Genomic DNA, 26,897 nt, shown 5'->3' on the forward strand with positions numbered 1-26,897 from the left:
AGGCTTCATACTGCCTCTGGGGCGCCAACCCCGGAGATAGTAGCCAATGGTTTGTATGTAATTGTCTGGGTCGTTCCTAACGCCCACAGTGTACAATTAAACGAAAACGCTGTCAATACTTTTATTTATTAAATAACATCATTAATCCCCATCTTATTCGCTAGACTATGCTAATAGGATGGGGATTAAGAGCAACTATACAACTAAAGTCTTTCTCTGCTTCACTCAATCCTCTTGTCTCATACTGATCGATTAAACATTGCTAGCGCCTCTTTATAAATCACTTATCTAATGCACATCATTTACAACAATTTCTCTGTGTTATCTTATAGCTATATCAAGCACGTATCAATTATAAGAGTTCCTTATATTTTAGTAAATAATTAAACAAACACTAGTAATTATATAACACGCTCAGTTATCCCTGCTTGTTATAATAGCCATAGCTCTATTTTCTTATCACTATAATTGATCCTCTCTAATTATTTCTTATTCCTAGGTAGGGAAGCTAGTTGAATCAATTTCATAATTTCAATACCTTGTGTCATAAGGGCTTAAATTAGCCAAAAAATGAGAAGCTCCCCATTTTTGATACAATGTAAGTAATAACCTTGATGAAGGTACTGAATCAACTATTATATTTTCTCTAATACTTGCTATGACCTTCAACTATATCATTGAAGCGCAATAATATAGTTGAAGGTCATATTGTCGATTACAGATATCATATGTTACAATAAACTAAAAATAAATTATAAGGATATACATTCATATGACAAAAATTTATAGTACATTAAGTGTTTATTGTATCATTTTTACTTTTATCACATTGATAAGTAGTATTTGGCAGCTGTATCGAGGGGTTATTGAGGATACAAACTATCACATTTTGAACAGAGCTGTCATAACAGGGGTGGGAGTCTCCTTAATATATATTGAAAAATATGTGAAACTTGACTCTAAGATATTAAGTTTTTTTGTACAATATATTATTTCGTTATTAATTGTATTATTGTATGTTTGGTCAACTAGTTTTATTGAACCACTGCATCCTACAGCTTATCGAGATATTACATTAAATTATACTGCGTTGTATATCATCTTCACATTAATTATGACTATAAAAAAGAAAAAAAATAATACTAACTAAATGAATAAATTTCAATGCCTTGTGGCGTAAAGATATTAACTAAACAAGAAATTCTCCTCATTCATATCAAACAGAAATATAGGCGTATAATGAAAGACTGCCTATCACCGAAGACCATCTCCAATTTACTTAGACTATCAAGTAAATTGGTGGTGGTTTTAGTGACTAAACAAACATCAATCGTCCCAGTCCTCCTTTCAGATAAACTGACACATTATTCTTCAAATTCCCTGCAAAAACCAAACCTGACTCGTTAGTTAAAAATTGGTGAAACAGGAGTTCGTGTCTACAATGTTCGAACCAATACTTTCTAACCGCCATTCTGTAGGAGATTCAACACTATACTTGTTAATTACATTCATGCCAAGTACATTCTTATCGTCTGTGGCAAAACGGACATGTGTTATGGAATTAACAGTTTAGCGCTAATTGTTAAAGATACTTATGAGTTGAATGTCTTTGGTAATACTGTTTTTCTATTTTATGGCAATCGAAATGATCGCTATAAAGCTCTTTACTGGATCCAAGTTGGTTTTCTATTATTAACTAAGCGACTTGAGCCCACCGTTCGATAAACACCGTAAAAAAAATTGATTGTAGCTATACTTAATTTGAGCTGAATCAAGAACGTATCATAATTAACACTAGTAAAAAAATCGCTAAGGTAAAAATCAGTACTGGTTTAGCTATAAAATCCATTTAGTTGCTTCGGCTGGTAGTCAGTCTATTATGAGCAGCCTTCTTTCGTCCACCTATATTTCTGATTTATCCACAACTGTTCCACTACTAAAAAAATTATCAAACTTGGCAGTAAACTTACCATTTATTATGATGGATAAAAACTACGAGCTAGCAGGCATTTATTAAGAATATCATCGATTGTTCATTGCAATCAGCACCGTAAAAGATTAGGTAAAAAAATAGGCTACTTGTCTCCTAGAATATCCCTGCACTTTATAATAGTAAGAATAACTATTAAGAAAAATAGCTGTGCAAATTGAGATAGACAATTAAAAATGAGGATGTTACAATAGTTCGAGAGGGGTGGTATTTTTATACAATATAGAATAATGAAATGTCTATTATTGTTGATTCTTTTTTATTTAATATTACCCAACCAGGCTTATGAAGATGAGAGTTTTTAAGAAAAATGGACTGTTCGAATTAAGACAGATAATTTAAAATAAGCATGTTACATTCGTTCGAGAAAGGGGTGATTATTTATTCGTATTAAAAGAATAAAAAAGCTATTGTTGTTGGTTATTTTTTATTTCGTTCTGCCTAACCATGCTTATGCAGAGAATAACCAGGCTTCTTATTTCGTAAAATCACTCTTAACTGAAAACCAACGAAAAGAGGTGACAGACTATTTTGATGTTCAACTAATTCCAAGTGGAACACAAACATTGCAAATTGAAATTCACAATAACACAGATGATAAGATGACTTTTACAACGGTTATGGAGAACGCTATTACAAATGATCATGGTGTTATTGAGTATCAGCATAAGGTAAAGACATATGATAAGACCTTAAAACATAAGCTAACAGATGTGGCTAAGGTGGAACCGACAATCAAGGTGGATGCGGGTAGTATTGGGAAAGTTGAAGTAGCAATTACGATGCCGGAAGAAGCATTTGACGGTATTATCCTCGGTGGTATTCGGGTTTCAGAAAAGTTATCTGAGGAAAATCAAAAGCAGTCCGGGATTAGCAATGTCTTTTCATACGTGATTCCAATTAAACTTTGGCAGAATGATACCCCTATTCCAAATAAATTGAATTTTAAAGGTGTGACAATTGGTCAGCAAAGCTTTGAAAATGTCATTAAGACACGCCTACAAAATCCTCAAGCAATTATTTTGCGGGAGTTAACGCTTGAAGCAAAAGTATTTAAACCAAATGGCGAAACTGTTTATGAGGAAAAGCAAGACGCGATGAAGCTAGCGCCAAACTCGAGTTTTAACTATTCAATTTCATTAGGTACCAAGGAATTTAGGGCAGGTAAGTATCGATTAGAGATGACTGCTAAGGCTGAGGGTCTTGATGAAAAGTGGCAAGAAGAATTCGAGATTACAAGGAAAGAAGCAAAAGAATTAAATAATGACATGGTCTTTAAGAAACAATCCAATTGGGGTCTATATGCTCTCTTGGCGGCCTTTATAGCCGCTTTGTTCGTTATAGGAGGGTTGTTGTTCAGGCAAAAAAAATGGCAAGAAAAGTCAAAAGACACAATGGAGACGAAAAAAATGAAGAAAAGAAAACGAACTAAAAAAAAGTCAAGTAAGGTAATACTCTTTTTATTGGTTGCCTCTGGTCTTACTTTAGGACATCAGGTATCGGCTGAAACAAAAGCTAACAATGGTGTCAGTGACGCAACTATCCTCATTAAGCCAAAAGAATCTGATACAACGAAAACACAGGCATCATCATCTGAGGCTAAAACACTTAGTACGACCAAAAAAGTATTACCCTTAACGAATGAAAAGACGAACACACAGCTGGTATCACTTGGAAGTGTCATTTTATTAGGTGCCACAACCGTATTCATAAAAATAGAAAGAGGGAAAAAAGATGAAAAGTAGCAAAATAATTACAAGTTTAATAGTAGCAAGTACAGGCATGGTGCTAACTGCACCATTAGCTGTTAATGCAGCAGAATCAGGAACATCTGATGCATCAGTCATGATTAAAGAAGGCGAAGCTCCTGGACCGACTGGCGCCATTAGTTTTGTGGATGTAACAGCTAGTGCTAAAATCAACTTTGCGGATACAACATTGACTGGAGCGCTTCTAACGGCAGGGGAAAAAACACCAGGTGCCGCTAAAATTATGTTGAATGATACTCGCGAAAATTTAGGAGCAGGCAAAGAAGGCAAGTATACAGTGCAAGTAAAAGATGTGACACCAACAACTACTGCAAATGGTTTTCTGAAAAATGGCTTAAGTTTGAAATTGGCAAGTGCCAATGTTTCTGGTAAAGGAACTCATACTCATAATAGTCCAACTGTTGGTACTGGAAGTCAATTAGTGTTTAGTGGTAAATATGAAGCAGGTGTTAAAGAAAAAGAGGTTACTCTAAACCCTACCTTAGCAATCCCTGCAACATTGACGACAAGTGGCGAGTATTCAGCAAAACTAGAATGGACATTGACACCAGAAATTTAAGAATAAAGGAGAGCCTGATGAAAAGACAGATTAGTTTATTTAGTAGTATATTAGTTCTTGGTGTGGCTGGTTTAACGATTAATAGCTCTAAGGTCTGGGCTGAGGAAGCGATAGAAATAAAAACAGAATCTATCGCTGCTGTAGATGCTGATCCAGTTAAATTTAGTGTTGATGGTGTTGTATATACTATTTCAGATGAGATGGGCAAAAATGACGTTACCATTACCAGTCATTTTAAAGACACATTACCAGAAATTGTTACAATTAATGAAAAAGTAACCGATCCAGCGACTAACATCCAATATACAGTTACTGGGATTGGAACAGGTGCTTTAGGATTACAAGCTACTGAAACAGATACTGTAAAAGAAATTAATATCCCTAAGACAGTGAAGGAAATCGGTCAAACTGCATTTTACAAGCGTAAAAAATTAGAACGTGTCACACTTAGTGAAGGACTAGTTACTATTGGGCCTGGTGCATTCAGGGAAACTGGTATTCAATCAATTAATTTACCTAATACGTTAACCACACTCGGCAACCGTGCCTTTATGGATTGTACGTCTCTCGTCAGTATCAATATTCCTAAAACTATTAAAGTAATTGGGGATGTTACTTTCCAGGGATGTACCTCTTTAACACAAGTCGCAATTGCTGAAGGCGTTGAAACAATTGGTCAATTCGCGTTTAACAATGCAACGGCCTTAAAAACAATCGTTATACCAAATAGTGTGAAAACAATAGGTGATGCCAGCTTTATGGGGGCAACTTCTTTAAATAATGTGACACTGCCTAATGGTTTGACAGCACTAGCTAACTCTTTATTCAAAGATTGTCTCTCATTAAAGGATGTCAACATTCCCAATACAGTGAGTTCAATCTCATCCCATGTTTTTACTGGTTCGGGCTTAACAGCCCTTACGATGCCAACCTCTTTAGTTAGTAATGGGGAGCTTAAAGGACAAGCTTTCTATGGAGATTTTATCGAAAAGATTACCTTTACTTCACCTATTAAAGGCATTAGTACTATAACCGCAACAAGTTATTTTAAAGAACCGATTAAAGACAATGCTGAATTTTTAGAGTGGACTGATGGTGATGGTAACTCATATCAGCATAGTGAGCTAGGGGTATTGGGAGAAAAAGGCAACATCACCCTAACAGCAAAATGGAAGCAAGGATCTGTGACACCAAAGCCTTCTACTGGGACATCTGATGCCACGATCAAATTATTAGAAAAGCAAGAAGTAGGAGCCGTTAGCTTTGGTGCAATAGCGACAGATGCTAAGATGGTCTTTAAAGAAATCGTTTTAGATGGAACAAGTAAAACGACTGTTGAGGATGAAACAAAATCCAGCTCCACAGTAAAAGTAACTGATACGCGTACAAATAAAACGACTGGTTGGAAAGTTGGAGTCAATTACAAGGATGCTAATTATCTGGATAAAAAGATGAATGTAACCTTAAAAGGAACGTCAACTAATGCTTCTGTTGTTAACAATGTGTCACTAGACCAAACAAAGAAAAATCTGTTTACTGATGGAACAGCTAAAGCTGATACTTATGACGTAAAATTAAATCCAACGTTGACAATCCCTGCTAATTTTAATGCAACGGGAAATCAAACAACTCAAATCGAGTGGACATTGGAAATGGATGTAAATTAATTAGGCGATTGGGAGAGTAGCGCAAAAGAGACTCGGACTTAATTAACAACTCTCTCGCTTTTTAAAGAAATAGGAAAATAGAAATACCACCAAACCAAGGTTTTTATTACCGTGATTTGGTGGTATTTAACTTATTTACGCGTGTGTCCAAGCACTTATTTATTCGCCATTCAAGAAGTATGGCAGACTAACGCTTACCATTCATGTTTAAGCTATCATTATCCCGCTCACCTATTCTTAAGCTTCTTCAATGCTAGTAGAGTCGCTCTCTTTAATCATTTCTCTAACGTTTTTAGTATGTGTTGAGCTATTTCTAAAAAATAAACGTGACTTGGTCACTAGCAACATCCTAAGGAACAGCCTAAACTGTCTGCTATTTTTAACCCAGTTTTTGTTTGAGCAACTCCCGCTAATCCTGTGCACCTTAATTCTGGTGGAATCATTCTACCAACCTTATTAAAGCTATCAATCGTTTCATCCAACGGAATCACCGCATCGTACCCCGCTAACGCCATATTGGCCGCTCCCAGAGCGTTAAGTCCGCACATCACATTTTTCCCTAAGCAAGGCACTTCTACACGCATTGCGATTGGGTCGCATACCATTCCAAAAACATTTTGCAACGACATTGAAGCAGCATTGACAGCCTCTTCAATAGTACCACCCATTAATTGCACTAAAGCTCCGGCTGTCATTCCTGATCCAGCCCCACATTCAGCTTGACAACCAGCTACCTCAGCTGCAAAGGTAGCATATTCTGCTATGAATACGCCAATCATTCCAGCAGCCAAAAATGCTCGTACCAACTCATCTTTTGATTTATTATAAAAACTAGAAACAGCTATTGTCGTTCCTGGTAATGTTCCGCAAGAGCCCGCAGTTGGAGCGGCAACAAATACGTTCATCGAACTTTTTACTTCCATCATAGCGGAAATATAGCCGATGATCCGCGCTGTGATATCACCACCAATTAGTTTGTTATTGGCTTCAAACATTTTGTACGATTGATAGCCTAATATTCGGTCATCGTAGCTCGTTCCTTTGAGGCCAATCTCGATACCATTTGACATGATATCAACAATTTGAACAGCTTTGTTATACACTTCCTCTTCTTCAATATTGCCTCGAATACTTTCGTATCTTAGCGCCATATCCGCTAAATCCAATTGCTCTTTTTTGGCTTGTTCCAACATTTCTTCCGCTGTACTAAAAGGAATGTGTGGCGTTTTTTGTGACATGACTGGCAAGACTGGATCAAATGCAATCACATTTTCAATGGTTAGTTTATTGTTAAGCCTATTTAATTCCTCTTGATTGATTGGTTCAAGTGATTGAATGCTAATAACATGATAATTGCCGGTTTCTTGAATAGACAATGAACACGCCTCTGCTACTTCATTCACTAATTCATCTTCTTTAGCTTTTAAATTTTTGCCAAATATCAAGGTTTCATAGAAACCACCTTTTATAGACACTTTAGCCCCATTAATTTCTGTGAATTCAATCATTCCTCCACCAACAGATAAAGCGGTTGCTTTTACTAGCTCATTTAAGTCACTCTTGATTACCATTTTATAGGTATTTGGATGTGTCGCCTCATAAGGAACGATTCTAAAGTTTATATCCATGCCATCACTTTCTGCAATTTCAATAGAACGAAGTAAATCATTGTCTGTTGGCTCCATTCCAAGCAAGCCTGCTACAAGTCCGACATCAGAACATTGACCTATATAACTAGCAGCTAATGACCCTTCTGGATCAAAATCGGCTTGAAAATAGGTGATTTTCCCTTTAACCATTTGAGACAACGCTTTCCCAATTCGCACAGACGCTGCCGTATGTGAACTACTCGGCCCCACCATAATGGGGCCTAAAACATCATTAAAAATACTTGGATAATCATGCATATACATTCTCCTTTTTATTTAAAAGTCAGCTTCAATAATCATCTCTTCATGCCTTAATTCCGATTCTATTTCTTTCTTCCACTTATCTGCTTCTATTTCTTTGAATGAAACAGAGACAAAATTTGGTTCACAGCCTAATTCTTTCACAGTGAATTCTTGTAACTTTTTGGCAAACTCTTGCTTCATTCCAGAATTTTTTCCTGGATATAGCTTTACAGAAATATGTGGCATCATTTCTCTCCTTCTCTTAGGACCATGTTGTTCCAACATTTTGTTCACAAGCCTTGTCATATATTTGTTTGGCCGTTACTAAGTCTTGAGCGCCGATTCCGACTGTTTTAAAGACGATAATTTCTTGATCATTTTCTCGCCCAACCAAGTCTCCAAGCAACACTTCTCCAATATCACCAGTAAATTTTTCTTTCGTAATTATTCCTTTTTCAAGAGGAATTAAAATATCTCCCGCCTCAGATAGAACCGCCTCTTCAGAATCAAAATAGAGTTTAGATGCTCGCTCCAAAATAACTGGATCCATTTCCTGCATATGAGGTTGATAAGACCCTACACAACTAACCGTGGCACCTGCCTTTACCTTTGAGCCATCAAAAACAGGGGTCGTAGAAGGAGTGACTGTTATAATTAAATCTGCGTTAGCAATGGCTTCATCAGATGACTTAGACGGAATAATTTTAGTCCCATATTCAGCTAACTCTAGTGCCATTTGCTCTGAAAAAGCTTTTGTTCGTTCAAAATTCATGTCATAGACACGCACGACATCTAAATTTCTGGCACATATCATTGCTTCAAGCTGACTAGCTGCTTGTCCACCTGTTCCAATTAATGCGCCTTCTTTAGCATCTTCTCTTCCTAATACATCAAAGGCCACGCCAGATGCAGCACCTGTCCTAAGCTGTGTCACTGTATTTCCATCTAAAACGGAACTTACAATTCCTGTTTTACCATCCACTAACAATACTTGTGCAGGTGCAGAAGGCAATCCTTTATCAATGTTATTAGGAAAAATATTGATAATTTTGAGCGATGCCGCATTTAGTTCAGGCGCATAGGCAGGCATAAATAGAAATGTCCCACCCTCTTTTTCCGATACTATTTGCGTTCTTAACGGAACCTCTGTCCCTCCTTGAGTAAACATTTTAAAAGCGATTTTGTCAGCTTCAATCGCTTCTTTCATTGAAAATACTTTTTTGATGTCTTCTCTTGATAAAAGTAACATTTTCATCCTCCTAATGTGATTTTTTTAACAAATGAATCGATAAAAAAACGTTCCATTAAAATGAATTATACATCACTATAACGGGTTTTTCAATTAAAAAACCAACCTAAAACCGTTTCCTGATTCATTCTAGAGATTTTTTTTCATTATAATGAATTAAGAATAATCGTTAACTACTAGGAATTTAACTCTATTAGTAGTTTTATTAACCCAATTGTGAATTTTTTCCGAAGAGTAATACACAGAATCACCAGGATATAAACTATACTCTTCACTTTCTAAATACAGGTCTAATACCCCCTCTAAAACAAAAATAAATTCTTTTCCTTTATGTGAAAACAATTCTACCTCTTCAATAATCTCCTTATTAGGAAGTATTTCAATTAATCTTGGAAGAAAGGATTCTTGATCACTTGTTCGAGCTAGCATCTGAGATATAAATTGCTCATTAGTAATCTGAAGATTAACTTGTTCATAGCTTCTAATCACTGGGGATGTCGTTTCTTTGGCCTTTTCAAAAAAGTAAGACAATTCAACATTAAAAAAATTAGCAAGTTGCTCTAAGCTGTCAATTGCGATTGTTGTTTGCCCTCGTTCAAACTGAGATAAATAACCACTAGATAATCCGGTTTTTTTTCCTAATTCTTTCAAGGTTAAGTTTTGCTGCTGTCTTAGCTCTTTTACTTTTTTTCCTATCGTCCTATTCATAATCAACCTCACATTTTCTATCGTTTTAAACTAATTAAAGTATAGTGAACTATTGCCTATATATCAATAGAGGAGTCACAATCACTTTCAATTTAGCCTATGATTGTGGCATTATCAATTACCTTTTTCACCTATCCTTCCTCAAAAAGGTGATTTCTGTGTGGAAAGTCTCTAACTTCCTTCAGGGAAATTTTTTATTTCACTAACAATTAAACACTGATCGTTCAATTCTAGCCCTTTTTTGAGATTGAATTTTAATATTACTACCTTTAAAATTAACTCTTGTCATACATGAAAGTGACTTTTCTTTTGCTTTTAGAATTTCTAATTGAATTTATTTGTACATCTATTATTTGGAGGAAAAATCAGTTCTGTGGCAAAATTTCCTTTAAATGTCAATTTTGGGGGAGTCGGAAAAACAGCAGATGAGAATAAGATTCACGGTATTTTAAAGATAATTTTTAGTTACTTAAATGAGAAATAATTGTCTAGCTTAATTTAACAAAATAAATATATTTAGGATGGTGGGCAAATGGAGATTCAAATTTAACATCAAAAAAAGAAAGATATTCTTTTCTGTCAGTTGTCGTTTTCCAATTTTTAGGATTTGTTTTGATGCTTTGTATGCAAAAATTTTTATACCCTGCTCCTGATAGAGGTTTTACAACCCAAATAACAAATCTTGCCTTTCGTGCCATGATGGATTCCCAGGAAGTAATTAATTATAATGCTCAAATAACAATACAAAAAAACGTTAAGATTTTTTTTGTTTTATTAGTTCTAGTATATTCTATTTTTGTCGCTATAAAGAATATACGACTTAGGAGAGTCGGTACTACGCTATTTGTATATTTTTTTAAATTTTTTTTACTAGTTATTCTTTCTAGTTTTTACATTTTCATTTTGAGTCCATTTATAGCTTGGAATTGAATTAAGCTCATAAACGATATCTTAAGAAAAGAAAAATTATTTTACATATATTAACTCTAAGACCTAACTAAATTTACTATCGATTATCTAGATACTGACATAGTCGGCTATTTTAGTCTAACATTAGAAATTAATTAACAGACAATCCGGTCTAAGCAAGTACTACAATTGATTCTTTAAAACCATTGGAATGTCCCTTAGCTATATTTTTAGTTGTCACAATAATAATAATTCCTATAATTGATTATAGCGAACAATTTGTCCGTAATCATATTATAGAGACCAAAATGAAATGAAGAGGAGCCTATATCATAATGATTAAAAATAAGTATATGTTGTTGGAAAGTATCTATAAATTTTATAACAATGAAGTCTTTCTAACAGAGCCTTCAGAAGAAATTAACACGAAACTTACAACAACTAAGCCAATTACTGGGGCAATCAAGTCAGTGTTAAAGAAGTCTATCAAACAAAACTACGGTATCAAAGATGAAAATAGTTTGATTGAGATGCTTAAATACTACGATTCATGTATTTACGATCAAGTCGTACAAAGTTTGTTATTTGATTTATTTAGAGAAAATCAAGAAAAATTTCTTCACGTTACAGATAGAGAGATTAGTGAATTTTATTCAGATGATCGTTTACAAGAAAAAGTAAGAAAATTTACAATTATTTCTCAACAGGCAGACGATGCCGAACTCATTACAGAATTATATTACGCTACAAAAGAGTTATATTTTGAACAAAAAAGCTTTTTATATGATTTTTTTTTAGAAAACCAACAGTTAATAGTACTTAGTTCAAATCATATGGGCGTAGGGTTTAATTATCTAAGACAAATATCAATTATCCAAAACGCGTATGAATTGAACTATATTGAAGATAATCGTGCACTAGAACTTTTACAAAAAATCGGAACTGAGACAAAACATGCTTTTAATAACTGGCAAGAATATCTTGCGAGTGTGATGGTGGGAAAGATTTTTAGATCAGATTTTAATGGCATGGTAGGAACATTTGTTACGACAACAGAAGATTTTGCCAAATCAGTTTACCAAGTCATTGAATGTTTTCAACTGACAGATAGTTTCTCTAATATTTGGGCAGATACTGATTGTAATGAAATAGTGTGTTTCTTAAATGAAACATATCAATTTAATGAGGAAAACGATCAAAAAGACTCTTCTGAACCTGCTATTTTTCACTACAAGGATCAAGAAATTCCGGTTCAATATCCAGGTAACTATGCAAAATTGATTGAAGGAAAGAATGCGGAAGAAATTTTGCCAATTGATAGAACGCCAAAAAAGAAGAGAATATACCGCTATGATAAAGAGTTAAAGTCTTTTATAAACTGGAAAAAAATTCTTTTATTGGTTTTTTTTACAATTAATACGGTACGCTTTTTCATGACGGATTCAAAAATTTTAGGCTGGATAATGCTAATTATTACACTCGTTTATTGCTTTTACTTATTTGTAATCGGTACACCAAGTAACTTGTATAAAAAAGGAACGCTAACTCCAGCTGTAGTGATTAATTTAACACCAGTTGAAGTTGTGGTTCTTGCTCCGCTCTCTATGGGGGTTGAAAGAAAACAACGCTGGGGCTTGCGAACAGTTTTGCTGAATCAAATGACTGATTCAGTTAAATTGGGAGACAAATTAATTTGTGTTGCGAGCTATGGTGATTATCATGATTGGTATTATGATAGTTTCTATCCACGTCCTTTATCCTATGGATTTGATGATGAAACGATTATAAAAGAAGCCTATGAATTGTTAAATCGTTCAAAAGTATACCCTGAAAATGTTTGGGAATTATTGCCCATGATTTATGAGAGATATTCCAGCTATGCACTACAAGAAACAGTCGTCTTGGATGAATCTTTTGAGGTAATTGAATCAGATAAAGGTTGATCCGTAACTAGTTAATAGATGCATGACTTGTTAACAGAGATACTTTTACATTGAATATGGAAAGTTCAAAATTTAGATCTAGGCCAATATCTTGAACACCTTTTAATAGAAACAATTAAGCTGATTTTACTTTTTTCTAATTTTTAAACTCTTTCGATGTGAGTAAACACAGCATGATGCGGTTCATCAAAATCTGCCTATGAAGTCGTATCCCCTCTTCTTTTATTTACAGTGTAAGACGTTCCTTTTCATCTCTAGGAATGTCTTATTCTATTTGTATGTGCACAAATGTCTCACCTTCCAATTGTTTCACTAATATATATGATAAACTTGCTCCAAAATTCTGCTAACTTCTAAATACTAAAGCTTTAAGAGTTGAAAGCTCGGAACAAAATGACTTTACATCCTCGTATATTTTGAATCCTAATATAATCACCTTTGCTAGTGTCTCTATGACTTATTACAAAATATTGTGATTTGTCTATGGTATAATAAGAAAATAGAAAGTTAAGTAGAGATGGCTGTCTTTTAGAAATGGTGGTGCTTATGGTCGTCGTAAGTACTAAAACCTTACGAAAGGAAATTCCCTTTTGTCTGCATATGAAACAATTCAACTTGTATTAAATTTTTCTACCATCTTAAGCAGCTCTAAGGTGTATTGACAGCATGTCTTTTACATTTTTATTCTAGCTTAAAAATACCTACATTCTTTTGTTTTCCTATTAACCGAATCAAATTTGAGCAAGACAACGGGTACAATGCCTAAGTAACTACTATTTCGATCCACCTTTCATAAAATAGAGTTGCAAACGGTTCACGAATTCACATTCCAAACATTATCATGACAGTTAGAATATTTGGAAAAATCAAAAAAAGCTTACCTGTCTCTGCTTAAAATATATCCAAGATAATAACTTAGAGCCAGTTTCAGAATACAAGAAGGAGAATTCCTATAAAGAGTTGTAAAGTATTATTATTTGATGACTTTGAAACATTAGACGTTTTTGGAGCCGTGGAAATTTTGGGCCATGTAAATGATATAAAAATTGAATTGTGTTCTGTAAAAGACGGATTAATTTCTTCACGGCAAGGATACAAAGTTAATACCTCCAAGTTCGAAAGTCAACCGATAGATATCTTATTAATCCCTGGAGGTAAAGGAACGAGAGACCTTACTAAAGATGAACTATTTATAAACAAGTTAGAAGAAATGCTTAGACAAAGTTCAGTAATTTTAAGTGTTTGTACAGGTTCTGCTTTATTACCAAAAACGAACTATCTGAATAATATAAAGGCAACCACTAATAAGCGCGCTTTCAACTGGGTAGTCTCACTTAACCAAAACGTTGATTGGCAAAAAAGCGCACGTTGAGTTTCAAGCGGTTTAATCTATACTTCCTCAGGAGTCTCTGCTGGAATTGATATGACTTTAAGTTTTATCTCTGACCAATATAGCCAAGTAATTGCGGAAGAAATAGCTAATAAAATAGAATATAATTGGAACAAAAATCCATATAACGACCCCTTTTCTATTGAGTAGAATTTATATTCATCATTTGCCAACCAATCATAATTTTGTAATAAATGCTATAACAACATTCGGGGATTTATTCACCTTCCGTTATAACTCATTGTTAAAATTGATTTCTGTGCTCCATCGATAGCTATCGACTAGGAAATGTTTTAAATAAGCAAATGACACACCTTTAAATGATCTGTCAGCCAGTTCTTCCCATATCAATGATTGATCAATAAGCTGATTTCCTTCAATCTTCTTTATTTCAAAATCTGGGCAAACACTTAACCACTCTCTAATCGTCAGTTCATTACTCACGAATTAACCCCCTTTCTGATCATTTTTGAAAATAAGCTTTAGTCAATTGTTTGGCTCAAAACAACCAACTCTCCATAGTCAGTTTTAATTCTTCTCTTAGTATCTATAAATCCACTTTTATTGTATAGGCCTATAGCAGAAATATTAACTGAATTGACAGCTAGTACGAGTTCATTTATCTCGTCAAAATGATTTTTTATATATTCAAGAAGTAATTTTAATGCCCGTTTGCCGTACTCTTTTCCCTGATATCTCAAATCTGTGGAGAAACTTCTTAGTAAAATTGCTTGCTCATTATCAGAATATGCTCTTACACCAATCTTTTCATGCAAAATAAAAAAAGTTACCAAAATGTTATCTTCTGTTAGTAACATTATCGGGTATCTATTTTTATCTTTAGAGTCTTCCATGATAGATTCTTTAGGAAAACCCGAGAATATTGCTTGATCTTTCGGCAAGTGATAGAGCTCGATCTGTTCTTTCCATTTATTTTGTCCCTTGTATTCAAATGACCATACATTTTTTCAATTAGATCAGAGATTTCGGACATAGTAATTCCTTTTTGAAATAGCTGAATAATAGTCGTTTCCAAAGAGTCATTCGTTCTTTTGTAAGCAGGTAAGGTTTGTTGAGAAAAGTCTCCATTCCTATCTCTAGGTATTACTAAATTCAATTCACCGTACTCTGTTCTAAAAGAACGCGAATAATTCCCATTACGGGAATTACCTGAATTAAATCCAGCTCTATCATACTTTTCGTAGTCAAGAAATGCCGTTAATTCAGCTTGTAATAAAGCGTTAATAGCCAATTCTAGATGACGACGAAATAAATCATCCAAATTACCTTTATTGATTAGTGTTTCCATTATTTCTGTAGTAAAATTAGTCATGAGAAAGTCCTCCTATAAAATTTCGGTTGTGGTAACTTTAATTTTACAGAATGGACTTTCTTTTTTTCTATCCTAAACTTCTATTTACACAAAATATTTTACGCTATCGACTATTTTCTTAATGCTTATTTGTAATTTGATTAACTATATAATTCTTTTTAAAATGAACGTTAGGATTAAATTTATAATTTTACCTATGGTGATTTTAATTCCTTTATCTTTTATTTGGGCTATAACTTTGGGCGTTTTAGGTGTTGAATCAACGCGTGCTCTGTGAGAAATGGGCATTTCACTAATGATGTCCTTTGGGGTATTTCCAGCTACGCTACTAGTCAAATTTTTCTTAAAGAGGCTATTAAATGGTCTTCTTAATTTCCATAATACATTCAACCCAAAAAACAAAGACCGTTTTCCTTTATCTTTCTTTTTTAGATATAGAATACAAAAAATTGATGTCTGTTATATTCTTTACTTTTTAATCGGAGCAATGATCTATATGGGATTTTTTGGGGACGATTCAACTAATTTTTCTCTCAGCTAGTCTTTCTTTTCCATATGCCCATACCACTAACTATTTTAATAGTATCGCCAATAAATCATCAATAGGCAGTTACCTTCTCCTGGTATATTTCCCAATATAATGATAAGAATTACATTATTCTCGATTCATTTAATGTGCTTTTTATAATGATACATGTTACTATGAATTAAAGGGAAGGACTGAGGTAGATATGGAACAAGCTAAATTAAAGCACGCATCTGCAACTGTATATCTCAACCCATATAATTTTATGCCTAAGTCAATGAGCAAGGATTGGCGTAACTACAGAAATACCCAATAATAACCATTTAACACTAGCACCTATTAACTTAGGTGCTTTTTGTTTTCTGTGAGATTACAACTTATTCATTAAATATGCAGCATTTTACAATGAAATTGTGATACGCTTATAGTGGTTATCAAACTTTCCCACAATGTGCTGTGGTTTTATTGATAACCGCTAGCCAAGTAGTTCAATCTGCTTGGCTAGTTTAATCTCGTAAAGAATCACACTGTTCATACTAATTTAGAAAGAATTGTACTTGCTTCACCAATTTTGATAAAATTAATCTGTTATGTCTAAGGAGTGATTAAATGGAACTACTACTGGCAACTAAAGAACATATTCCTCAAATAGAGTCTCTTTACGCTTCATTATTTACTGCGCTTTCTAGCTTGGAGCCCTATTTTTTAAGAGCTACCAAACAAGATGTTACTTTTTTAGAAACGACTATCGAAAGTGATGAATCAGATATCATAATCGCCTTAATCAATAACGAGATAGTTGGCTTTGCACTTATACAATTGCAAGAAACGCCCCCTTACAATGTGTTGGAGAAACACAAATTTGCATATTTAATTGATATAATCACTAAATCAGAGCACAGAGGTCAAGGCATTGCTTCGGCTATAATAACAGAATGCGAAAACTGGTCTAAGCTCAAAGAAGCTGACTATTTAGAATTAAGCGTTCTGAACAAAAATTCTAATGCCTATGAATTATATTTAAAGAAAGGCTTCGCCGAGAAAGCGACCACTCTTTATAAACTTATTGACTAATTTAATGGATGCTTATAACAGATTATTTTGAAGCATTAACAAAGTAGTCTGTTTTCGATTATTCTACTATCAAATGTGTTAAAATATTTTTATATAGGAGGGATATTCATGAAAAAACTTGATTTTGGTCATCGCTTTATGTTTATCGCAATTTCGTTAATGCTAATTAATACCGTCCTTGATTTTTTCAAAGGCTCGTTAACTCTAATATCTTTTATTGGAACAGCAGCCATACTATTTCTGCTATATCTGTCATGGCCGAAAACTGATAACTCAGGTAACAACTAACAATTGTTAGTTGTTTTTATTTTAAGAAATAATAACTATGCTATAATACGTTTTAAACTTCCTATGAAACGGAGCAATCCCATTGCCAAATATACTTGCTGATATTATTCTTTTTATTCTCCCTCTTATTATTCTTTTCCCATGTTTAGCATTCATTATAAAAGGGATTAAACATAGACGCCTTTCTTTTTTTATTACTGGAATAATTTTATTAATTCCTACGACTTTCGCTGCATATATAGTGTTCGTTTTGACCCTACTTGCAACACGTAACTTTAGCAATTAAGTACTTGTTAATTCAATTACTATCCGGGGCTTATCTCCGATTCGCTCTATACCATGTGAACTTCAAGTGAAAAAGTCCAAGATACCTAGCTCCTTAATCCATAGTAACTTTCTTTCGAGTCTATTTAATAGTTCGTTATTTGCAACTCAAATCAATGGTTAAATGCTCATAAAGTCTTTGCAATTTCATTTGCTGTCATCATATCTTCAAGAATTTAGTGATTTATGATTGAGTCACCATCATAATTAGTAGTAAAAGTTTATTTAAGCAAAGCCCATACTGACTAACTTCATTTTATATCACCATTTCAACCGTTAAGGTTTGTTTTGCCTCTTTAAAATTTGTCAGCGTCGTAAAGTCTTCGCAATCTAATCCTCCCCGCTCTTCTCTGGTATGTAGCTCACGTATTAGCTCTGTGCTATTGCTGCTGTAGTGTGGATAAAACCATGCAATTTCTTTTATTTTATAAAGTAAAATGAAGTGCGATTTCTATTAATAAAATTCACTATTTTTTCATCCAATTGAACCTCTTCATAAAAACGATTATCCAGTTCTTCAAAGTCAAAATCTTTTTCTGCGATTTTATCCAGTTGTCTATGCCTCTCTTGTTCAATGAGACTAGGAGAACTGTTCTCAAATAATTTCAAGGCTTCTAGAAAAATAGAAGCTGCTTCTTTGTCACCTAACAATCTCAAAGCTTCTAAGGTCTCTTTCCAAACTATGCCTGTAGAATTAAAAAAAAATTGATCATGCCCACCATTATAAACTTCAGCTTGATAACAATCTAGCGCGAACATAAGCTGTTGCTCTTTTGTAAAACCGTTCATTGTACTTTGGTAAATTGATTCTGAATCAAAAGAAACATGCTTGTATAGTGGCGCTAGTATTTCAATAATATTTCCTGAATCAATAACACTATCATTAATAATTAATTGTTCCATAAGACAATCCCTCTTTCATGTTAGCTATAATTTAATTGCTTGTAAACGTTATTCTGACACATAGAAGTTGAAAGAGAGCGTTAGATTATTATTATCTTATTTTCAGGCGTATACTGATGGTGCACCTGAAAGGAGCAATTTCTATGAATGAATTAAGCAAAGCAATCCGTTTACTATTATCAAATGTAAAAGTTTCTAACTCATTTACCTCTTTTCCTTTTGACGGAAAAATTCATAATACGCTTAATAATCAAAGCGTTGTAACAGAAGCAAAAGAATTTATTTTCAAGTATAATTTAATCAAATTTAAAACTGGCTATGTTGAAGGAAAACCAACAGAAGAAGTCTCAATAACAAATGCTGGATTAAGATTATTAAGTTGGTTGAATGACGGATTTAATAGCTCCACCTCACAAAACAGCTTATAAAAATTTTTTTAATTTATTAGTCACCAATAGTGACCTAAGTTCAATGAGATGTTGTTCGACACACGCTTACGTTCATTGCAAGCAGTTGAGTCAGGTAACCCACTCTCTTCCGAAATCCGGTACATAGCTAACGTTAAATTGACAGTAAGTCGTCAATTATTTCACAACAACCTATAAGACATAGACGGTCTTATAGGTTGTTGTAATTCTTAATGACTTTAGTCGGTTGAGCACGAAAAGTGCGAAATAAAAAACCACGCGTACTGCGCGTGGAGAAAATAGCTTTAGCGTTAAGAAACTCCTTTCGATATACTAAATAGTGGCTACCAACCGCTATAAAGAGAATCGAAAGGAGTTTCTTTATGTCTAATGATGATAAAAGTTTAGCACATACAAGATGGAATTGTAAGTATCATTTGGTGTTTACTCCCAAATATAGAAGAAAGGTTATCTATGGTCAACTTAGGAAAGATATTGGAAAGATCTTAAGGAAATTGTGTGAGATGAAAGAAGTAGAAATAATTGAGGCTCATGCTATGCCAGATCATATCCATATGTTAGTGAGAATTCCGCCCAAAGAATCAGTTTCTGGATTTATGGGATTTTTGAAAGGAAGAAGTGCCGTTCTTATCCACGATCAGCATGCTAATTTAAAGTATAAGTATGGGAATAGAAGTTTTTGGTCTAAAGGTTACTATGTCAGTACGGTTGGATTAAATCAGAAGACTATTCAAAAATATATTCGAGAACAAGAGACAGATGATCGATTAAGGGATAGTATCAGTAAACGAGAGTATTTGGATCCATTTAAAAAATAGAAAGTATCTCGAATAGCGAGTGGTAGTCTTTTAAAAGCCCTCTTTAGGGGGCCTGCCAGTAATGAGCCCTTCTAGGGCTGTTAAAAAGCCACCCGTTTTACGGGTGGATATTTACTCGGAGCAAAACAACTTTATGTTCCAACTTCTCTAATTTTTATGTGATTCCCTTCAATCCCCTTTTCTTTTAATACTCTGAGGAATAAAACTGCTCAAGGATTTGAGCCATCTCATCTGGAATGGTTCGCCAGACCTCTTCCGGTGTTAAAACAGAAGTACCCTGAGCTCTCAAAATGTAAAATTTATTGAAGCCCATTATTTCTTCGAACATTTCTTTTAAGAAAAAATGAGAAAATTCGAGCGGCGTATAGCGGTCGTCATTGGTATATATTGTGCCACTTGCCTGTAACAATAAAACCTTATAATCATCAATCATAAGACCAATCGATCCATCCTCAGTGTATCTAAAGGTTTCTCGAGCAACGAGAACATTGTCAATGTAATCTTTCAAGCGAGAGGTCACATTAAAATTATGAAGCGGTGAGACAATAACAATCCGATGATGCTTTTTAAACTGGGCTAATAAATTTGCCGACACTTGGGCAATTTTTTCTTCTGACTTTGATAATGTTTCTCCCGCCTCTTGTTTGTCCCACATAGTTAACAGCCCATTAGTTTCAATTCGCGGAATGTTACTATCATACAAGTTTAATAGTGTCGGCTGTTCGTTTGGAAAAACCTCTTTAAATTGTGTCAGAAATAATTCTTGTAATTTTGCAGAAAAATGAGTTGGATTTGAGAAATCTGGGTGGGCATTGATGATTAATGTTTGCATATACATACTCCTTCGTTTTTGATAAGATTAGTATATAATGGAAAGGTGCCAAAATACGGCACCTTTTGAAGGAGATATCGATGAAAAAATCAGAACGATTAAATCAGGAACTTATTTTTCTTAGGGATAAGTTTTCTTTTCAACTAAAAGATCTTATGGAGGCCTTTTCTATCTCTAAACGAACGGCTCTTAGAGACATAAAAGAATTGGAATCGATGGGGTTAGCAGTCTATGTAGAGAATGGCAGACATGGTGGCTATAAATTAATCAATCAAACGCCATTAATTCCCCTCTACTTCAATAATGAGGAGATTCAGGCTATTTTTTTTGCCTTAAAGGCTTTGAAGCTGGTTTCAAGCACACCATTCAACAAGTCTTATTCAAACATTCAACAAAAGTTATTTTCAACCCTATCTTCTCGTCATCAAGAGAGCATTGCCAACATGTTGGCTGCTGTTGATTATTATAATGTCACACCAGTTACTCAATTAGACAACCTTGAACTAATTTTATCCGCCATACTCGATGAGAAGTTCGTTAACGTTACCTACACTCAATACGACGACATAAAAACTCAGCTACAAATTTACGAATTATTCTACAGAAACGGAATTTGGTTTGTGAGCGCCTATGATATCAAGGCTCAACAATGGGGAACTTACCGTTGTGACTACATGAATGACGTGACTATTAGTGAGGAAAACGTGGAGACGTTTACAAAAAAAGAATTAGCTGTCTTACAACTGGAGCATGAGCGCTCTTATCATAACATTCCTTTCAGATGCCGCTTAACTACTTTTGGTAAAGAACTGTTCCTTAAAAATAATTACCCAAATATGTCCTTGGAAATCATTGAGGATGTTCCTTATATAACTGGTGGCTATAATCAAGAAGAGTTAGCTTACATGACTCATTATCTGATTTCACTTGGAAAACACGTTACAATCGAGTTTCCTGATCAACTAAAAGAGAATTATTTACGCCAATTGGAGGAAATGAAAGGTTTCTATTCTTAGAGACTGCATACTGAGCTGCGATCACTTGATCTCCTCACCTTACAAAAGCGTTAGTCGCCGTCACTTGAATCTATGGTTAAATTAGCAATTCAATTCTATACTGATGTAAGAAAGGTGGTTTTATTATGACTAATCAACTATTATTATCTATTTCACTTATCGTTTTATTTGTCGGCTTTCTTTTTCTGGGTCTATCAGGCGCTAGTTTTCGTTGGAGAGCATTTACTAATAAACCCGCTTGGAATGGGTTAACCAAACCCTTTTTATTCATTGGCTTGTTGGCATTTATTATCGGATTAATCCTCGTTTACATTTTTTATCCTAAATAGCCTTACAGAATAAACGAAAGTTCTACTCATACAACACTCAAAAATTATCTGCTCTATTTTACTACATGTAAAGAGGATAATTTTTGAGTTTTTTTATTCCTACCTCATGACTCATATAAAGCGTCTATCCGCCTTACATCCCAGTAGAAAAGCTTTCTTTTAGAATGTATTTCGTGAAACTCGCTTAAAACTATCACAATAATAAAATTGATGTTCATTTTTCGGCAGAACCTTCTAAAAAATAGCAGTAAATTAAAGATAGAACTGAAGGGATTGGTGACAAATAAATCAAAAGAACAAAGAAATATTCCGACACGCGCATAAACAAAGCTACTCCCTCGTATTATTAAATAGTTGGCAGCCTATAAATACACATGCCTCACTAACCTCACTTGAACTAGTAGCTATATTCTGTCAGATTTTTATGGGCCGCAAAATGGGGAAAAGAGGCCATGTGATGATATACTGAAAGTCATCACAGAGCTATTAGCAACATTCACACCATATCACGAACGTAACCAACTTGAATTAGGCAAAATAACCTAGAAAGGACTACCCCCAATGATTAGTGAAAAAGAGAAGAAAAATTATTATAAGGCTCTAATAGCAAAAGATTCAACCTATGACGGTATTTTTTTTGTTGGCATCAAATCAACAGGTGTTTTCTGCCACGCGACTTGTCCTGCTAGAAAACCAAAATACGAAAATTGCACCTTCTACGAAACGGCAGAAGAGGCTCTTTTATCTGGTTATCGTCCTTGTAAACGATGTAAACCACTGTCTTTCCCAAGAGAAATTCCCCTCTTAGTACAACAAATGGTGGAGCTTGTGGAGGAAAATCCCGAAAAACGTTGGAAAGATCGAGATTTTGCCGAGTTAGGGATTCACTCGATCACTGCTAGAAGGCAATTTAAAAAAGTTTATGGCATGACGTTTGTCCAATATGCACGTTCAAGACGAATGGGAATGGCACTCAAATCAATTAAAAATGGGGAAAAGCGGATCGATACACAATTGGATGTTGGCTATGATTCTGCTAGTGGCTTTTATGATGCTTTTTCTAAAATAATGGGTAGAAATCCGAAGCAATCAAAAGAAATTAAGGTGCTCTCTTCCGATTGGATCGACACCATTCTTGGACCAATGATCAGCATTGCAGACGATGACTTTTTATACTTGCTAGAGTTTGTTGATCGTCGCGGGTTAGAAAGAGAAATTGAGCGATTACGCAATCGGTTGAACGCCTCCATCGTTCCAGGTAAAACAGTGATCACGGAACAAATTAAAGAAGAATTAGCGTTATATTTTGATAAAAAATTAGACACATTTAACACGCCTTATAACTGTCTGGGGTCTGAATTTCAGCAACGGGTTTGGCAGGCCTTAACCCAAATTAAGCGAGGCGAGACCTCTTCTTATAAAGAGCTGGCAGCAGCGATTGGCAATCCTAAAGGCATGCGTGCGGTTGGTAACGCCAATGGTGCTAATCAACTTGCCATTATCATTCCTTGCCATCGCGTGATTCAGATAGATGGTAGCTTAGGTGGCTATGGTGGTGGGCTTGAGCGGAAAAAATGGTTACTGAAACATGAGCAGGAATATGAGAAGTAGGATTAGAAATGAGAAAATAATAAAAAAAAGCTGAGTGAGGTCAACTAATGACGCTCACTCAGCTTTTTCCGTAATTATCCCTCCAGAATTTTTAATTAAAGTGAGGCGATCGTCGTTCCTTCACCAAACACCGCTTCCCAATCAGCAGTGAAATCTACTACTGCCTTTTCAATAGACGGCATAGAAAAGGCCTGCTTGATGATGTCTACTCCCATCGTTGCCGCTTGTGCGCCACTTTCAAGTGCACCATTGACTTGGCCAACATTTTTAAAACTAGCTGCCAAAATTTTAGTATTGCTTTGTGTCCGTGAGATTTCCTTAGCCATCTCATCAATCGCTTCTCTTGGATCTATGTTAAGGTTTTCCATCCGATTAAAGTATGGTGCAATATAATCCGCTCCCGCTGCGATTGCTAAATAAGCTTGGAATTTAGTATAAATAGCTGTTGCTGTTACATTGACTCCTCTGCGCTTCAACTCTTTAATGACTTTCATGCCTTCTTCACTGACCGGCACCTTGATATATACTTCTTTATCAATTTTTTGTAAAATAGTCTCGGCATCTTTAAGCATTCCCTCATAAGTTGTCGCTACAACCTGAACATGTAAGCTCGCATCCATGCCAATAATCGCTCTGATTTTTTTCATGTGATCGAAAAAATCAATCGCTCCTTCGTTTTTTACTATCGAGGGATTTGATGTTACCCCCGCCACAGGAATACTCTCATTAAATTGTTTGATTTCCTCAATATTAGCTGTATCAAGCATAAACTCCATCAGTCATTCTCCCTCTATCCTTTAGTAGTCACTCTTCTACCATAAGAATACCACCCTTTTAAAAGGCTTTCTGCCATTCAATTTAGGTATTTTGAAAAACGCTGTCATACCACCAAATCTTCTATTAAACAATGAAGCAAAAGCACATATGTGCAGGATAATTAATTACGCAACATTAAAAGACTAGAAAATGGATTGCTGTCTCCATTTTCTAGCCATCTAATTACTAACTCAGTTCCCCCTATCAATTCGCAAAAGCTCTAACACTGTTTCTTGATCCGTCATCAAGGTATTGATGTAGCCCTTTTTCAAAACAGCCAAAATCGATCGAGCCTTCACTTTTCCTCTAGCAATACCAATTGAGCAAGGTATTGTTGGCAATTCTTCTAAAGACAAACCAATACGCCTCTCATAAAGTTTTCCTTTTGAGATTTTGCCTTCTCGATCAAAAAAACAGCAACAACAATCACCGATTGCCTCTCTAAGCTTTAAATCTTCAAAATCCTCGTCAGTCAATAAATCACGCCATTTACTTTTTTTGTAGCTTAATGGCCCGCCTATCCCAACAATCACTGTATCTAGACGCTTCCAGTAGCTTTTCAATTCTTCAAAATAATTAGAATTTAGAATTCCCTCAGCCAACGCTTTAGATTCTTGAATGACTGACGCATTGACAAAAATACTTTCACCATGAAATTTTTTAGCGAGCTCGTAGACCAATGTATTGACGTGATACTTAGAATTGATATGACTTGGTCCCCCTACAATAGGCAAAAAAGTCGTATGTTCCAAATGTTTTTTTTCGATTTTATTAACAGCATCGCCAACACTCGTTCCCCAAGACACCCCCACTATACTGTCATTTTCTATTTGCTTTCTAATGAAGTTAGCGGCTGTTTTTGACAGCTTTTCTTCTTTTTCATAAATAGAATCTGTCTCGTCCGTCGGAACAATTTCAATTTTCTTCAGGCCATATTTCTCTTTCATTTTTGTTTCTAACTCATAAATTTCAGAATCAAAGCTGTTTATTTTGATCTCTACAATATTCTCTTCCTTAGCTTGCGTCAGCATACGGCTCACTGATGTCCGGTAAATTCCCAATTCCTTTGAAATTTCTGATTGGTTCATGCCTTCTACATAATACATATACGCCACTTTAGCTAATAATTTCTTTTTTTCGTCCACTTATCCCCCTCCTACCGTTTTCACTATATGACTATAAGTCTATCATAAAAGTTGACTGGATAGTTATAGTCTTGCGCTAAAGGTAGAGGGGAATTTCATGACTATTCTTCCACGTTCACTAACCTTTAGATTTCTGGCATTGTCGCTAATAAAAAGTCTTCGGCTTCTTTGCTCCAGATACCATTCGTCTTATTCAAGATATCTGACAACTCGCTCGACAACTTGCCAACAGAGTCTAAAGCAGTCAGTGGAATATTTTTATGCGTGTAAACCAGTTTTTTCCCACCGCCAATTTCGGGTTGATGCAAGGTTGTTTCAGCTACATCATTCAAACCTAAAATATGTGTTACTATATTTGCCACGCTAACTTTTCCTGCTTCAATCAATTCAACTGCTTTACGCATATCTTCTGTGTTACCGCCAGAGGTTCCCACATAATGAGTAAAGGCATAGTGAACGTCATAAAAGTTGATGGCTGCTGAGAATTCTTTATCCTGTGGACCTGCAAAAAAGTTCAAACAACCGTCTGCATTTAATAACTTCGATGCGTCGGTCACTACATCTGCGACTGGTACAAAGACAAAGATATCGTCAAAGCCTGATGCTTGTTCCTTTAACAAGGAGACTTGATCCTCCGTCTGAGCAACGTTCACATAACTTACTTCAATGCCGTTTTTACTCTGATACAAACTAGCCGCTCGCGCTATTTTTTCAGCACTACGATCTGTCACGACAATTCGTTTAGGGTTAATCGGCCCATTAAGAGCGTAATCAATAGCCAACAACCCCATTGGCCCCGTTCCTCCCATAATCAGCAAGTCCCCATCTTTTTTTATGCCCATCTGATGTTCATAGGACCCCTCCACTAAATGATAATTCGCCTCAAATGCGCCAATAACACAAGAAAGAGGTTCAATCAAAGAGCCTTCAAAATATGTATCACCTTGATATGGTAATAAACAATCTTGATTCATCACATCCTCTGAAAGAATGATGTATGTCGCGTCTCCTCCTGTATAAGGATAAGAATAACCTGGACAATCTGGTCTATCAGGTAACTGTAAATTGGCTTGTACCACATATTTTTGCCCCTTTTGATACTTTCCTTGCCATTTACTACCAATTTCTAACAATTCACCACAAAACTCATGTCCAACAATAATCGGATTTTCTGCCAAATCGACGGGTGCCTTTTTATGCTTAGCCCCTTGATTAGCTAGCTTCCATGTAGACATGCAAATACTATCAGTCACCACTGAAGCCAAGATTTCATTCTCTTTAATTGCTGGTAATTCAACTTCCTCTAATCGTAAATCCTTCTCTCCATATAATCGAACTGCTTTTGTTAACATCTCATCGTCTCCTTTAACTAGTCACT

General features: G+C 35.0%; 26 protein-coding genes and 1 pseudogene. 14 read left to right on the forward strand and 13 right to left on the reverse strand.

The features are described 5' to 3' along the window. Positions 1–772: 772 nt before the first annotated feature. The 5 genes from AC5KOD_RS09230 to AC5KOD_RS09250 all read left to right on the forward strand — a co-directional run bounded on the left by AC5KOD_RS09230 (position 773) and on the right by AC5KOD_RS09250 (position 5,985). On the forward strand, positions 773–1,150 hold the full coding sequence (locus tag AC5KOD_RS09230) for a DUF6608 family protein (RefSeq protein WP_496914262.1): 378 nt from the start codon (positions 773–775) through the stop codon (positions 1,148–1,150). A gap of 377 nt (positions 1,151–1,527) precedes the next feature. Then, positions 1,528–1,725 carry an IS66 family insertion sequence element accessory protein TnpB gene (tnpB, locus tag AC5KOD_RS09235; protein ID WP_496914312.1) on the forward strand — a complete coding sequence of 66 codons (198 nt, stop codon included), beginning with the start codon at positions 1,528–1,530 and terminating at the stop codon, positions 1,723–1,725. A gap of 681 nt (positions 1,726–2,406) precedes the next feature. Continuing rightward, a complete protein-coding gene (locus tag AC5KOD_RS09240) occupies positions 2,407–3,735 on the forward strand; it encodes a WxLIP family cell surface protein (protein ID WP_496914263.1) in 1,329 nt (442 codons plus the stop codon). Next, the gene (locus AC5KOD_RS09245; RefSeq protein WP_496914264.1) at positions 3,725–4,318 is read left to right on the forward strand and encodes a hypothetical protein; all 594 of its coding nucleotides are present in this window, start codon (positions 3,725–3,727) and stop codon (positions 4,316–4,318) included. The genes AC5KOD_RS09240 and AC5KOD_RS09245 overlap by 11 nt, the downstream gene beginning before the upstream one ends. Positions 4,319–4,335: 17 nt before the next feature. Next, positions 4,336–5,985: a leucine-rich repeat domain-containing protein gene (locus AC5KOD_RS09250; RefSeq protein ID WP_496914265.1), complete on the forward strand. Its 1,650-nt coding sequence runs from the start codon at positions 4,336–4,338 to the stop codon at positions 5,983–5,985. A 338-nt stretch (positions 5,986–6,323) separates the two neighbouring features. On the opposite strand, the gene AC5KOD_RS09255 is transcribed toward AC5KOD_RS09250, so the two are convergent. The 5 genes from AC5KOD_RS09255 to AC5KOD_RS09275 form a co-directional block, all read right to left on the reverse strand. Further along, positions 6,324–7,892: an L-serine ammonia-lyase, iron-sulfur-dependent, subunit alpha gene (locus tag AC5KOD_RS09255; RefSeq protein ID WP_496914266.1), complete on the reverse strand. Its 1,569-nt coding sequence runs from the start codon at positions 7,890–7,892 to the stop codon at positions 6,324–6,326. Positions 7,893–7,910: 18 nt separating this feature from the next. Then, positions 7,911–8,123 (reverse strand): tautomerase family protein, encoded by a 213-nt coding sequence (locus AC5KOD_RS09260; protein WP_496914267.1) that lies wholly within the window; start codon positions 8,121–8,123, stop codon positions 7,911–7,913. A gap of 16 nt (positions 8,124–8,139) precedes the next feature. Beyond that, positions 8,140–9,126 carry an ornithine cyclodeaminase family protein gene (locus AC5KOD_RS09265; protein WP_496914268.1) on the reverse strand — a complete coding sequence of 329 codons (987 nt, stop codon included), beginning with the start codon at positions 9,124–9,126 and terminating at the stop codon, positions 8,140–8,142. Positions 9,127–9,282: 156 nt separating this feature from the next. Then, entirely contained in the window at positions 9,283–9,834 is a 552-nt protein-coding gene (locus AC5KOD_RS09270; RefSeq protein ID WP_496914269.1) for a helix-turn-helix domain-containing protein, read from the reverse strand. 488 nt (positions 9,835–10,322) lie between these two features. After that, entirely contained in the window at positions 10,323–10,532 is a 210-nt protein-coding gene (locus tag AC5KOD_RS09275; RefSeq protein ID WP_496914270.1) for a hypothetical protein, read from the reverse strand. A gap of 546 nt (positions 10,533–11,078) precedes the next feature. On the opposite strand from AC5KOD_RS09275, the gene AC5KOD_RS09280 reads away from it, so the two are divergent. Together AC5KOD_RS09280 and AC5KOD_RS09285 are read left to right on the forward strand one after the other, a co-directional pair. Beyond that, positions 11,079–12,686: a DUF3239 domain-containing protein gene (locus AC5KOD_RS09280; protein ID WP_496914271.1), complete on the forward strand. Its 1,608-nt coding sequence runs from the start codon at positions 11,079–11,081 to the stop codon at positions 12,684–12,686. 952 nt (positions 12,687–13,638) lie between these two features. Beyond that, positions 13,639–14,058 (forward strand): DJ-1/PfpI family protein, encoded by a 420-nt coding sequence (locus AC5KOD_RS09285; protein ID WP_496914313.1) that lies wholly within the window; start codon positions 13,639–13,641, stop codon positions 14,056–14,058. 249 nt (positions 14,059–14,307) lie between these two features. Here the strand turns inward: AC5KOD_RS09285 and AC5KOD_RS09290 are convergent, their stop codons facing one another. The 3 genes and pseudogenes from AC5KOD_RS09290 to AC5KOD_RS09300 all read right to left on the reverse strand — a co-directional run. Next, positions 14,308–14,520 (reverse strand): hypothetical protein, encoded by a 213-nt coding sequence (locus tag AC5KOD_RS09290; RefSeq protein ID WP_496914272.1) that lies wholly within the window; start codon positions 14,518–14,520, stop codon positions 14,308–14,310. 38 nt (positions 14,521–14,558) lie between these two features. After that, positions 14,559–14,894: a GNAT family N-acetyltransferase gene (locus tag AC5KOD_RS09295; protein WP_496914273.1), complete on the reverse strand. Its 336-nt coding sequence runs from the start codon at positions 14,892–14,894 to the stop codon at positions 14,559–14,561. A 130-nt stretch (positions 14,895–15,024) separates the two neighbouring features. Next, positions 15,025–15,409 (reverse strand): annotated as a pseudogene (locus AC5KOD_RS09300) (transposase); the annotation flags it as partial. Positions 15,410–16,544: 1,135 nt separating this feature from the next. Between AC5KOD_RS09300 and AC5KOD_RS09305 the strand changes: the two are divergent. Together AC5KOD_RS09305 and AC5KOD_RS09310 are read left to right on the forward strand one after the other, a co-directional pair. After that, positions 16,545–17,009 carry a GNAT family N-acetyltransferase gene (locus tag AC5KOD_RS09305; RefSeq protein ID WP_496914274.1) on the forward strand — a complete coding sequence of 155 codons (465 nt, stop codon included), beginning with the start codon at positions 16,545–16,547 and terminating at the stop codon, positions 17,007–17,009. A 108-nt stretch (positions 17,010–17,117) separates the two neighbouring features. Next, the gene (locus tag AC5KOD_RS09310; RefSeq protein ID WP_496914275.1) at positions 17,118–17,297 is read left to right on the forward strand and encodes a hypothetical protein; all 180 of its coding nucleotides are present in this window, start codon (positions 17,118–17,120) and stop codon (positions 17,295–17,297) included. 744 nt (positions 17,298–18,041) lie between these two features. Here AC5KOD_RS09310 and AC5KOD_RS09315 read toward each other — a convergent pair. After that, a complete protein-coding gene (locus AC5KOD_RS09315; protein WP_496914276.1) occupies positions 18,042–18,524 on the reverse strand; it encodes a DMP19 family protein in 483 nt (160 codons plus the stop codon). A gap of 143 nt (positions 18,525–18,667) precedes the next feature. Here AC5KOD_RS09315 and AC5KOD_RS09320 point away from each other — a divergent pair, with 143 nt between their 5' ends. Together AC5KOD_RS09320 and tnpA are read left to right on the forward strand one after the other, a co-directional pair. Beyond that, positions 18,668–18,952, forward strand: coding sequence for a hypothetical protein (locus tag AC5KOD_RS09320; protein WP_496914277.1), 285 nt, complete (start codon positions 18,668–18,670; stop codon positions 18,950–18,952). A 362-nt stretch (positions 18,953–19,314) separates the two neighbouring features. Next, the gene (gene tnpA / locus AC5KOD_RS09325) at positions 19,315–19,770 is read left to right on the forward strand and encodes an IS200/IS605 family transposase (RefSeq protein ID WP_496914278.1); all 456 of its coding nucleotides are present in this window, start codon (positions 19,315–19,317) and stop codon (positions 19,768–19,770) included. Positions 19,771–19,954: 184 nt separating this feature from the next. Here tnpA and AC5KOD_RS09330 read toward each other — a convergent pair whose 3' ends face one another. Further along, positions 19,955–20,602 (reverse strand): FMN-dependent NADH-azoreductase, encoded by a 648-nt coding sequence (locus AC5KOD_RS09330; RefSeq protein WP_496914279.1) that lies wholly within the window; start codon positions 20,600–20,602, stop codon positions 19,955–19,957. Between the two features lie 80 nt (positions 20,603–20,682). Here AC5KOD_RS09330 and AC5KOD_RS09335 point away from each other — a divergent pair, with 80 nt between their 5' ends. The 3 genes from AC5KOD_RS09335 to AC5KOD_RS09345 all read left to right on the forward strand — a co-directional run bounded on the left by AC5KOD_RS09335 (position 20,683) and on the right by AC5KOD_RS09345 (position 23,558). Next, the gene (locus tag AC5KOD_RS09335; RefSeq protein ID WP_496914280.1) at positions 20,683–21,618 is read left to right on the forward strand and encodes a helix-turn-helix transcriptional regulator; all 936 of its coding nucleotides are present in this window, start codon (positions 20,683–20,685) and stop codon (positions 21,616–21,618) included. Positions 21,619–21,743: 125 nt separating this feature from the next. After that, positions 21,744–21,947, forward strand: coding sequence for a hypothetical protein (locus AC5KOD_RS09340; protein WP_496914281.1), 204 nt, complete (start codon positions 21,744–21,746; stop codon positions 21,945–21,947). Positions 21,948–22,508: 561 nt separating this feature from the next. Beyond that, positions 22,509–23,558: a bifunctional transcriptional activator/DNA repair enzyme AdaA gene (locus AC5KOD_RS09345; RefSeq protein ID WP_496914282.1), complete on the forward strand. Its 1,050-nt coding sequence runs from the start codon at positions 22,509–22,511 to the stop codon at positions 23,556–23,558. Positions 23,559–23,653: 95 nt separating this feature from the next. Here the strand turns inward: AC5KOD_RS09345 and AC5KOD_RS09350 are convergent, their stop codons facing one another. The 3 genes from AC5KOD_RS09350 to AC5KOD_RS09360 form a co-directional block, all read right to left on the reverse strand. Continuing rightward, positions 23,654–24,334: a fructose-6-phosphate aldolase gene (locus AC5KOD_RS09350; RefSeq protein ID WP_496914283.1), complete on the reverse strand. Its 681-nt coding sequence runs from the start codon at positions 24,332–24,334 to the stop codon at positions 23,654–23,656. Positions 24,335–24,565: 231 nt separating this feature from the next. Then, positions 24,566–25,519, reverse strand: a complete 954-nt coding sequence (locus AC5KOD_RS09355; RefSeq protein ID WP_496914284.1) for a sugar-binding transcriptional regulator — start codon at positions 25,517–25,519, stop codon at positions 24,566–24,568. A gap of 125 nt (positions 25,520–25,644) precedes the next feature. Further along, positions 25,645–26,871: a zinc-binding dehydrogenase gene (locus tag AC5KOD_RS09360; protein WP_496914285.1), complete on the reverse strand. Its 1,227-nt coding sequence runs from the start codon at positions 26,869–26,871 to the stop codon at positions 25,645–25,647. Positions 26,872–26,897: the final 26 nt, after the last annotated feature.

The organism is Vagococcus sp. WN80Y (assembly GCF_059621045.1).

What these genes read in the sequence shown, in the direction of transcription:
- AC5KOD_RS09230 (WP_496914262.1), top strand. Translation starts at nt 773, where the DNA reads ATGACAAAAATTTATAGTACATTAAGTGTTTATTGTATCATTTTTACT.
- AC5KOD_RS09245 (WP_496914264.1), top strand. Translation starts at nt 3,725, where the DNA reads ATGAAAAGTAGCAAAATAATTACAAGTTTAATAGTAGCAAGTACAGGC.
- AC5KOD_RS09250 (WP_496914265.1), top strand. Translation starts at nt 4,336, where the DNA reads ATGAAAAGACAGATTAGTTTATTTAGTAGTATATTAGTTCTTGGTGTG.
- AC5KOD_RS09255 (WP_496914266.1), bottom strand. Translation starts at nt 7,892, where the DNA reads ATGCATGATTATCCAAGTATTTTTAATGATGTTTTAGGCCCCATTATG.
- AC5KOD_RS09260 (WP_496914267.1), bottom strand. Translation starts at nt 8,123, where the DNA reads ATGCCACATATTTCTGTAAAGCTATATCCAGGAAAAAATTCTGGAATG.
- AC5KOD_RS09265 (WP_496914268.1), bottom strand. Translation starts at nt 9,126, where the DNA reads ATGTTACTTTTATCAAGAGAAGACATCAAAAAAGTATTTTCAATGAAA.
- AC5KOD_RS09270 (WP_496914269.1), bottom strand. Translation starts at nt 9,834, where the DNA reads ATGAATAGGACGATAGGAAAAAAAGTAAAAGAGCTAAGACAGCAGCAA.
- AC5KOD_RS09275 (WP_496914270.1), bottom strand. Translation starts at nt 10,532, where the DNA reads ATGGCACGAAAGGCAAGATTTGTTATTTGGGTTGTAAAACCTCTATCA.
- AC5KOD_RS09280 (WP_496914271.1), top strand. Translation starts at nt 11,079, where the DNA reads ATGATTAAAAATAAGTATATGTTGTTGGAAAGTATCTATAAATTTTAT.
- AC5KOD_RS09295 (WP_496914273.1), bottom strand. Translation starts at nt 14,894, where the DNA reads ATGTTACTAACAGAAGATAACATTTTGGTAACTTTTTTTATTTTGCAT.
- AC5KOD_RS09305 (WP_496914274.1), top strand. Translation starts at nt 16,545, where the DNA reads ATGGAACTACTACTGGCAACTAAAGAACATATTCCTCAAATAGAGTCT.
- AC5KOD_RS09310 (WP_496914275.1), top strand. Translation starts at nt 17,118, where the DNA reads ATGAAAAAACTTGATTTTGGTCATCGCTTTATGTTTATCGCAATTTCG.
- AC5KOD_RS09315 (WP_496914276.1), bottom strand. Translation starts at nt 18,524, where the DNA reads ATGGAACAATTAATTATTAATGATAGTGTTATTGATTCAGGAAATATT.
- AC5KOD_RS09320 (WP_496914277.1), top strand. Translation starts at nt 18,668, where the DNA reads ATGAATGAATTAAGCAAAGCAATCCGTTTACTATTATCAAATGTAAAA.
- tnpA (WP_496914278.1), top strand. Translation starts at nt 19,315, where the DNA reads ATGTCTAATGATGATAAAAGTTTAGCACATACAAGATGGAATTGTAAG.
- AC5KOD_RS09330 (WP_496914279.1), bottom strand. Translation starts at nt 20,602, where the DNA reads ATGCAAACATTAATCATCAATGCCCACCCAGATTTCTCAAATCCAACT.
- AC5KOD_RS09335 (WP_496914280.1), top strand. Translation starts at nt 20,683, where the DNA reads ATGAAAAAATCAGAACGATTAAATCAGGAACTTATTTTTCTTAGGGAT.
- AC5KOD_RS09340 (WP_496914281.1), top strand. Translation starts at nt 21,744, where the DNA reads ATGACTAATCAACTATTATTATCTATTTCACTTATCGTTTTATTTGTC.
- AC5KOD_RS09345 (WP_496914282.1), top strand. Translation starts at nt 22,509, where the DNA reads ATGATTAGTGAAAAAGAGAAGAAAAATTATTATAAGGCTCTAATAGCA.
- AC5KOD_RS09350 (WP_496914283.1), bottom strand. Translation starts at nt 24,334, where the DNA reads ATGGAGTTTATGCTTGATACAGCTAATATTGAGGAAATCAAACAATTT.
- AC5KOD_RS09360 (WP_496914285.1), bottom strand. Translation starts at nt 26,871, where the DNA reads ATGTTAACAAAAGCAGTTCGATTATATGGAGAGAAGGATTTACGATTA.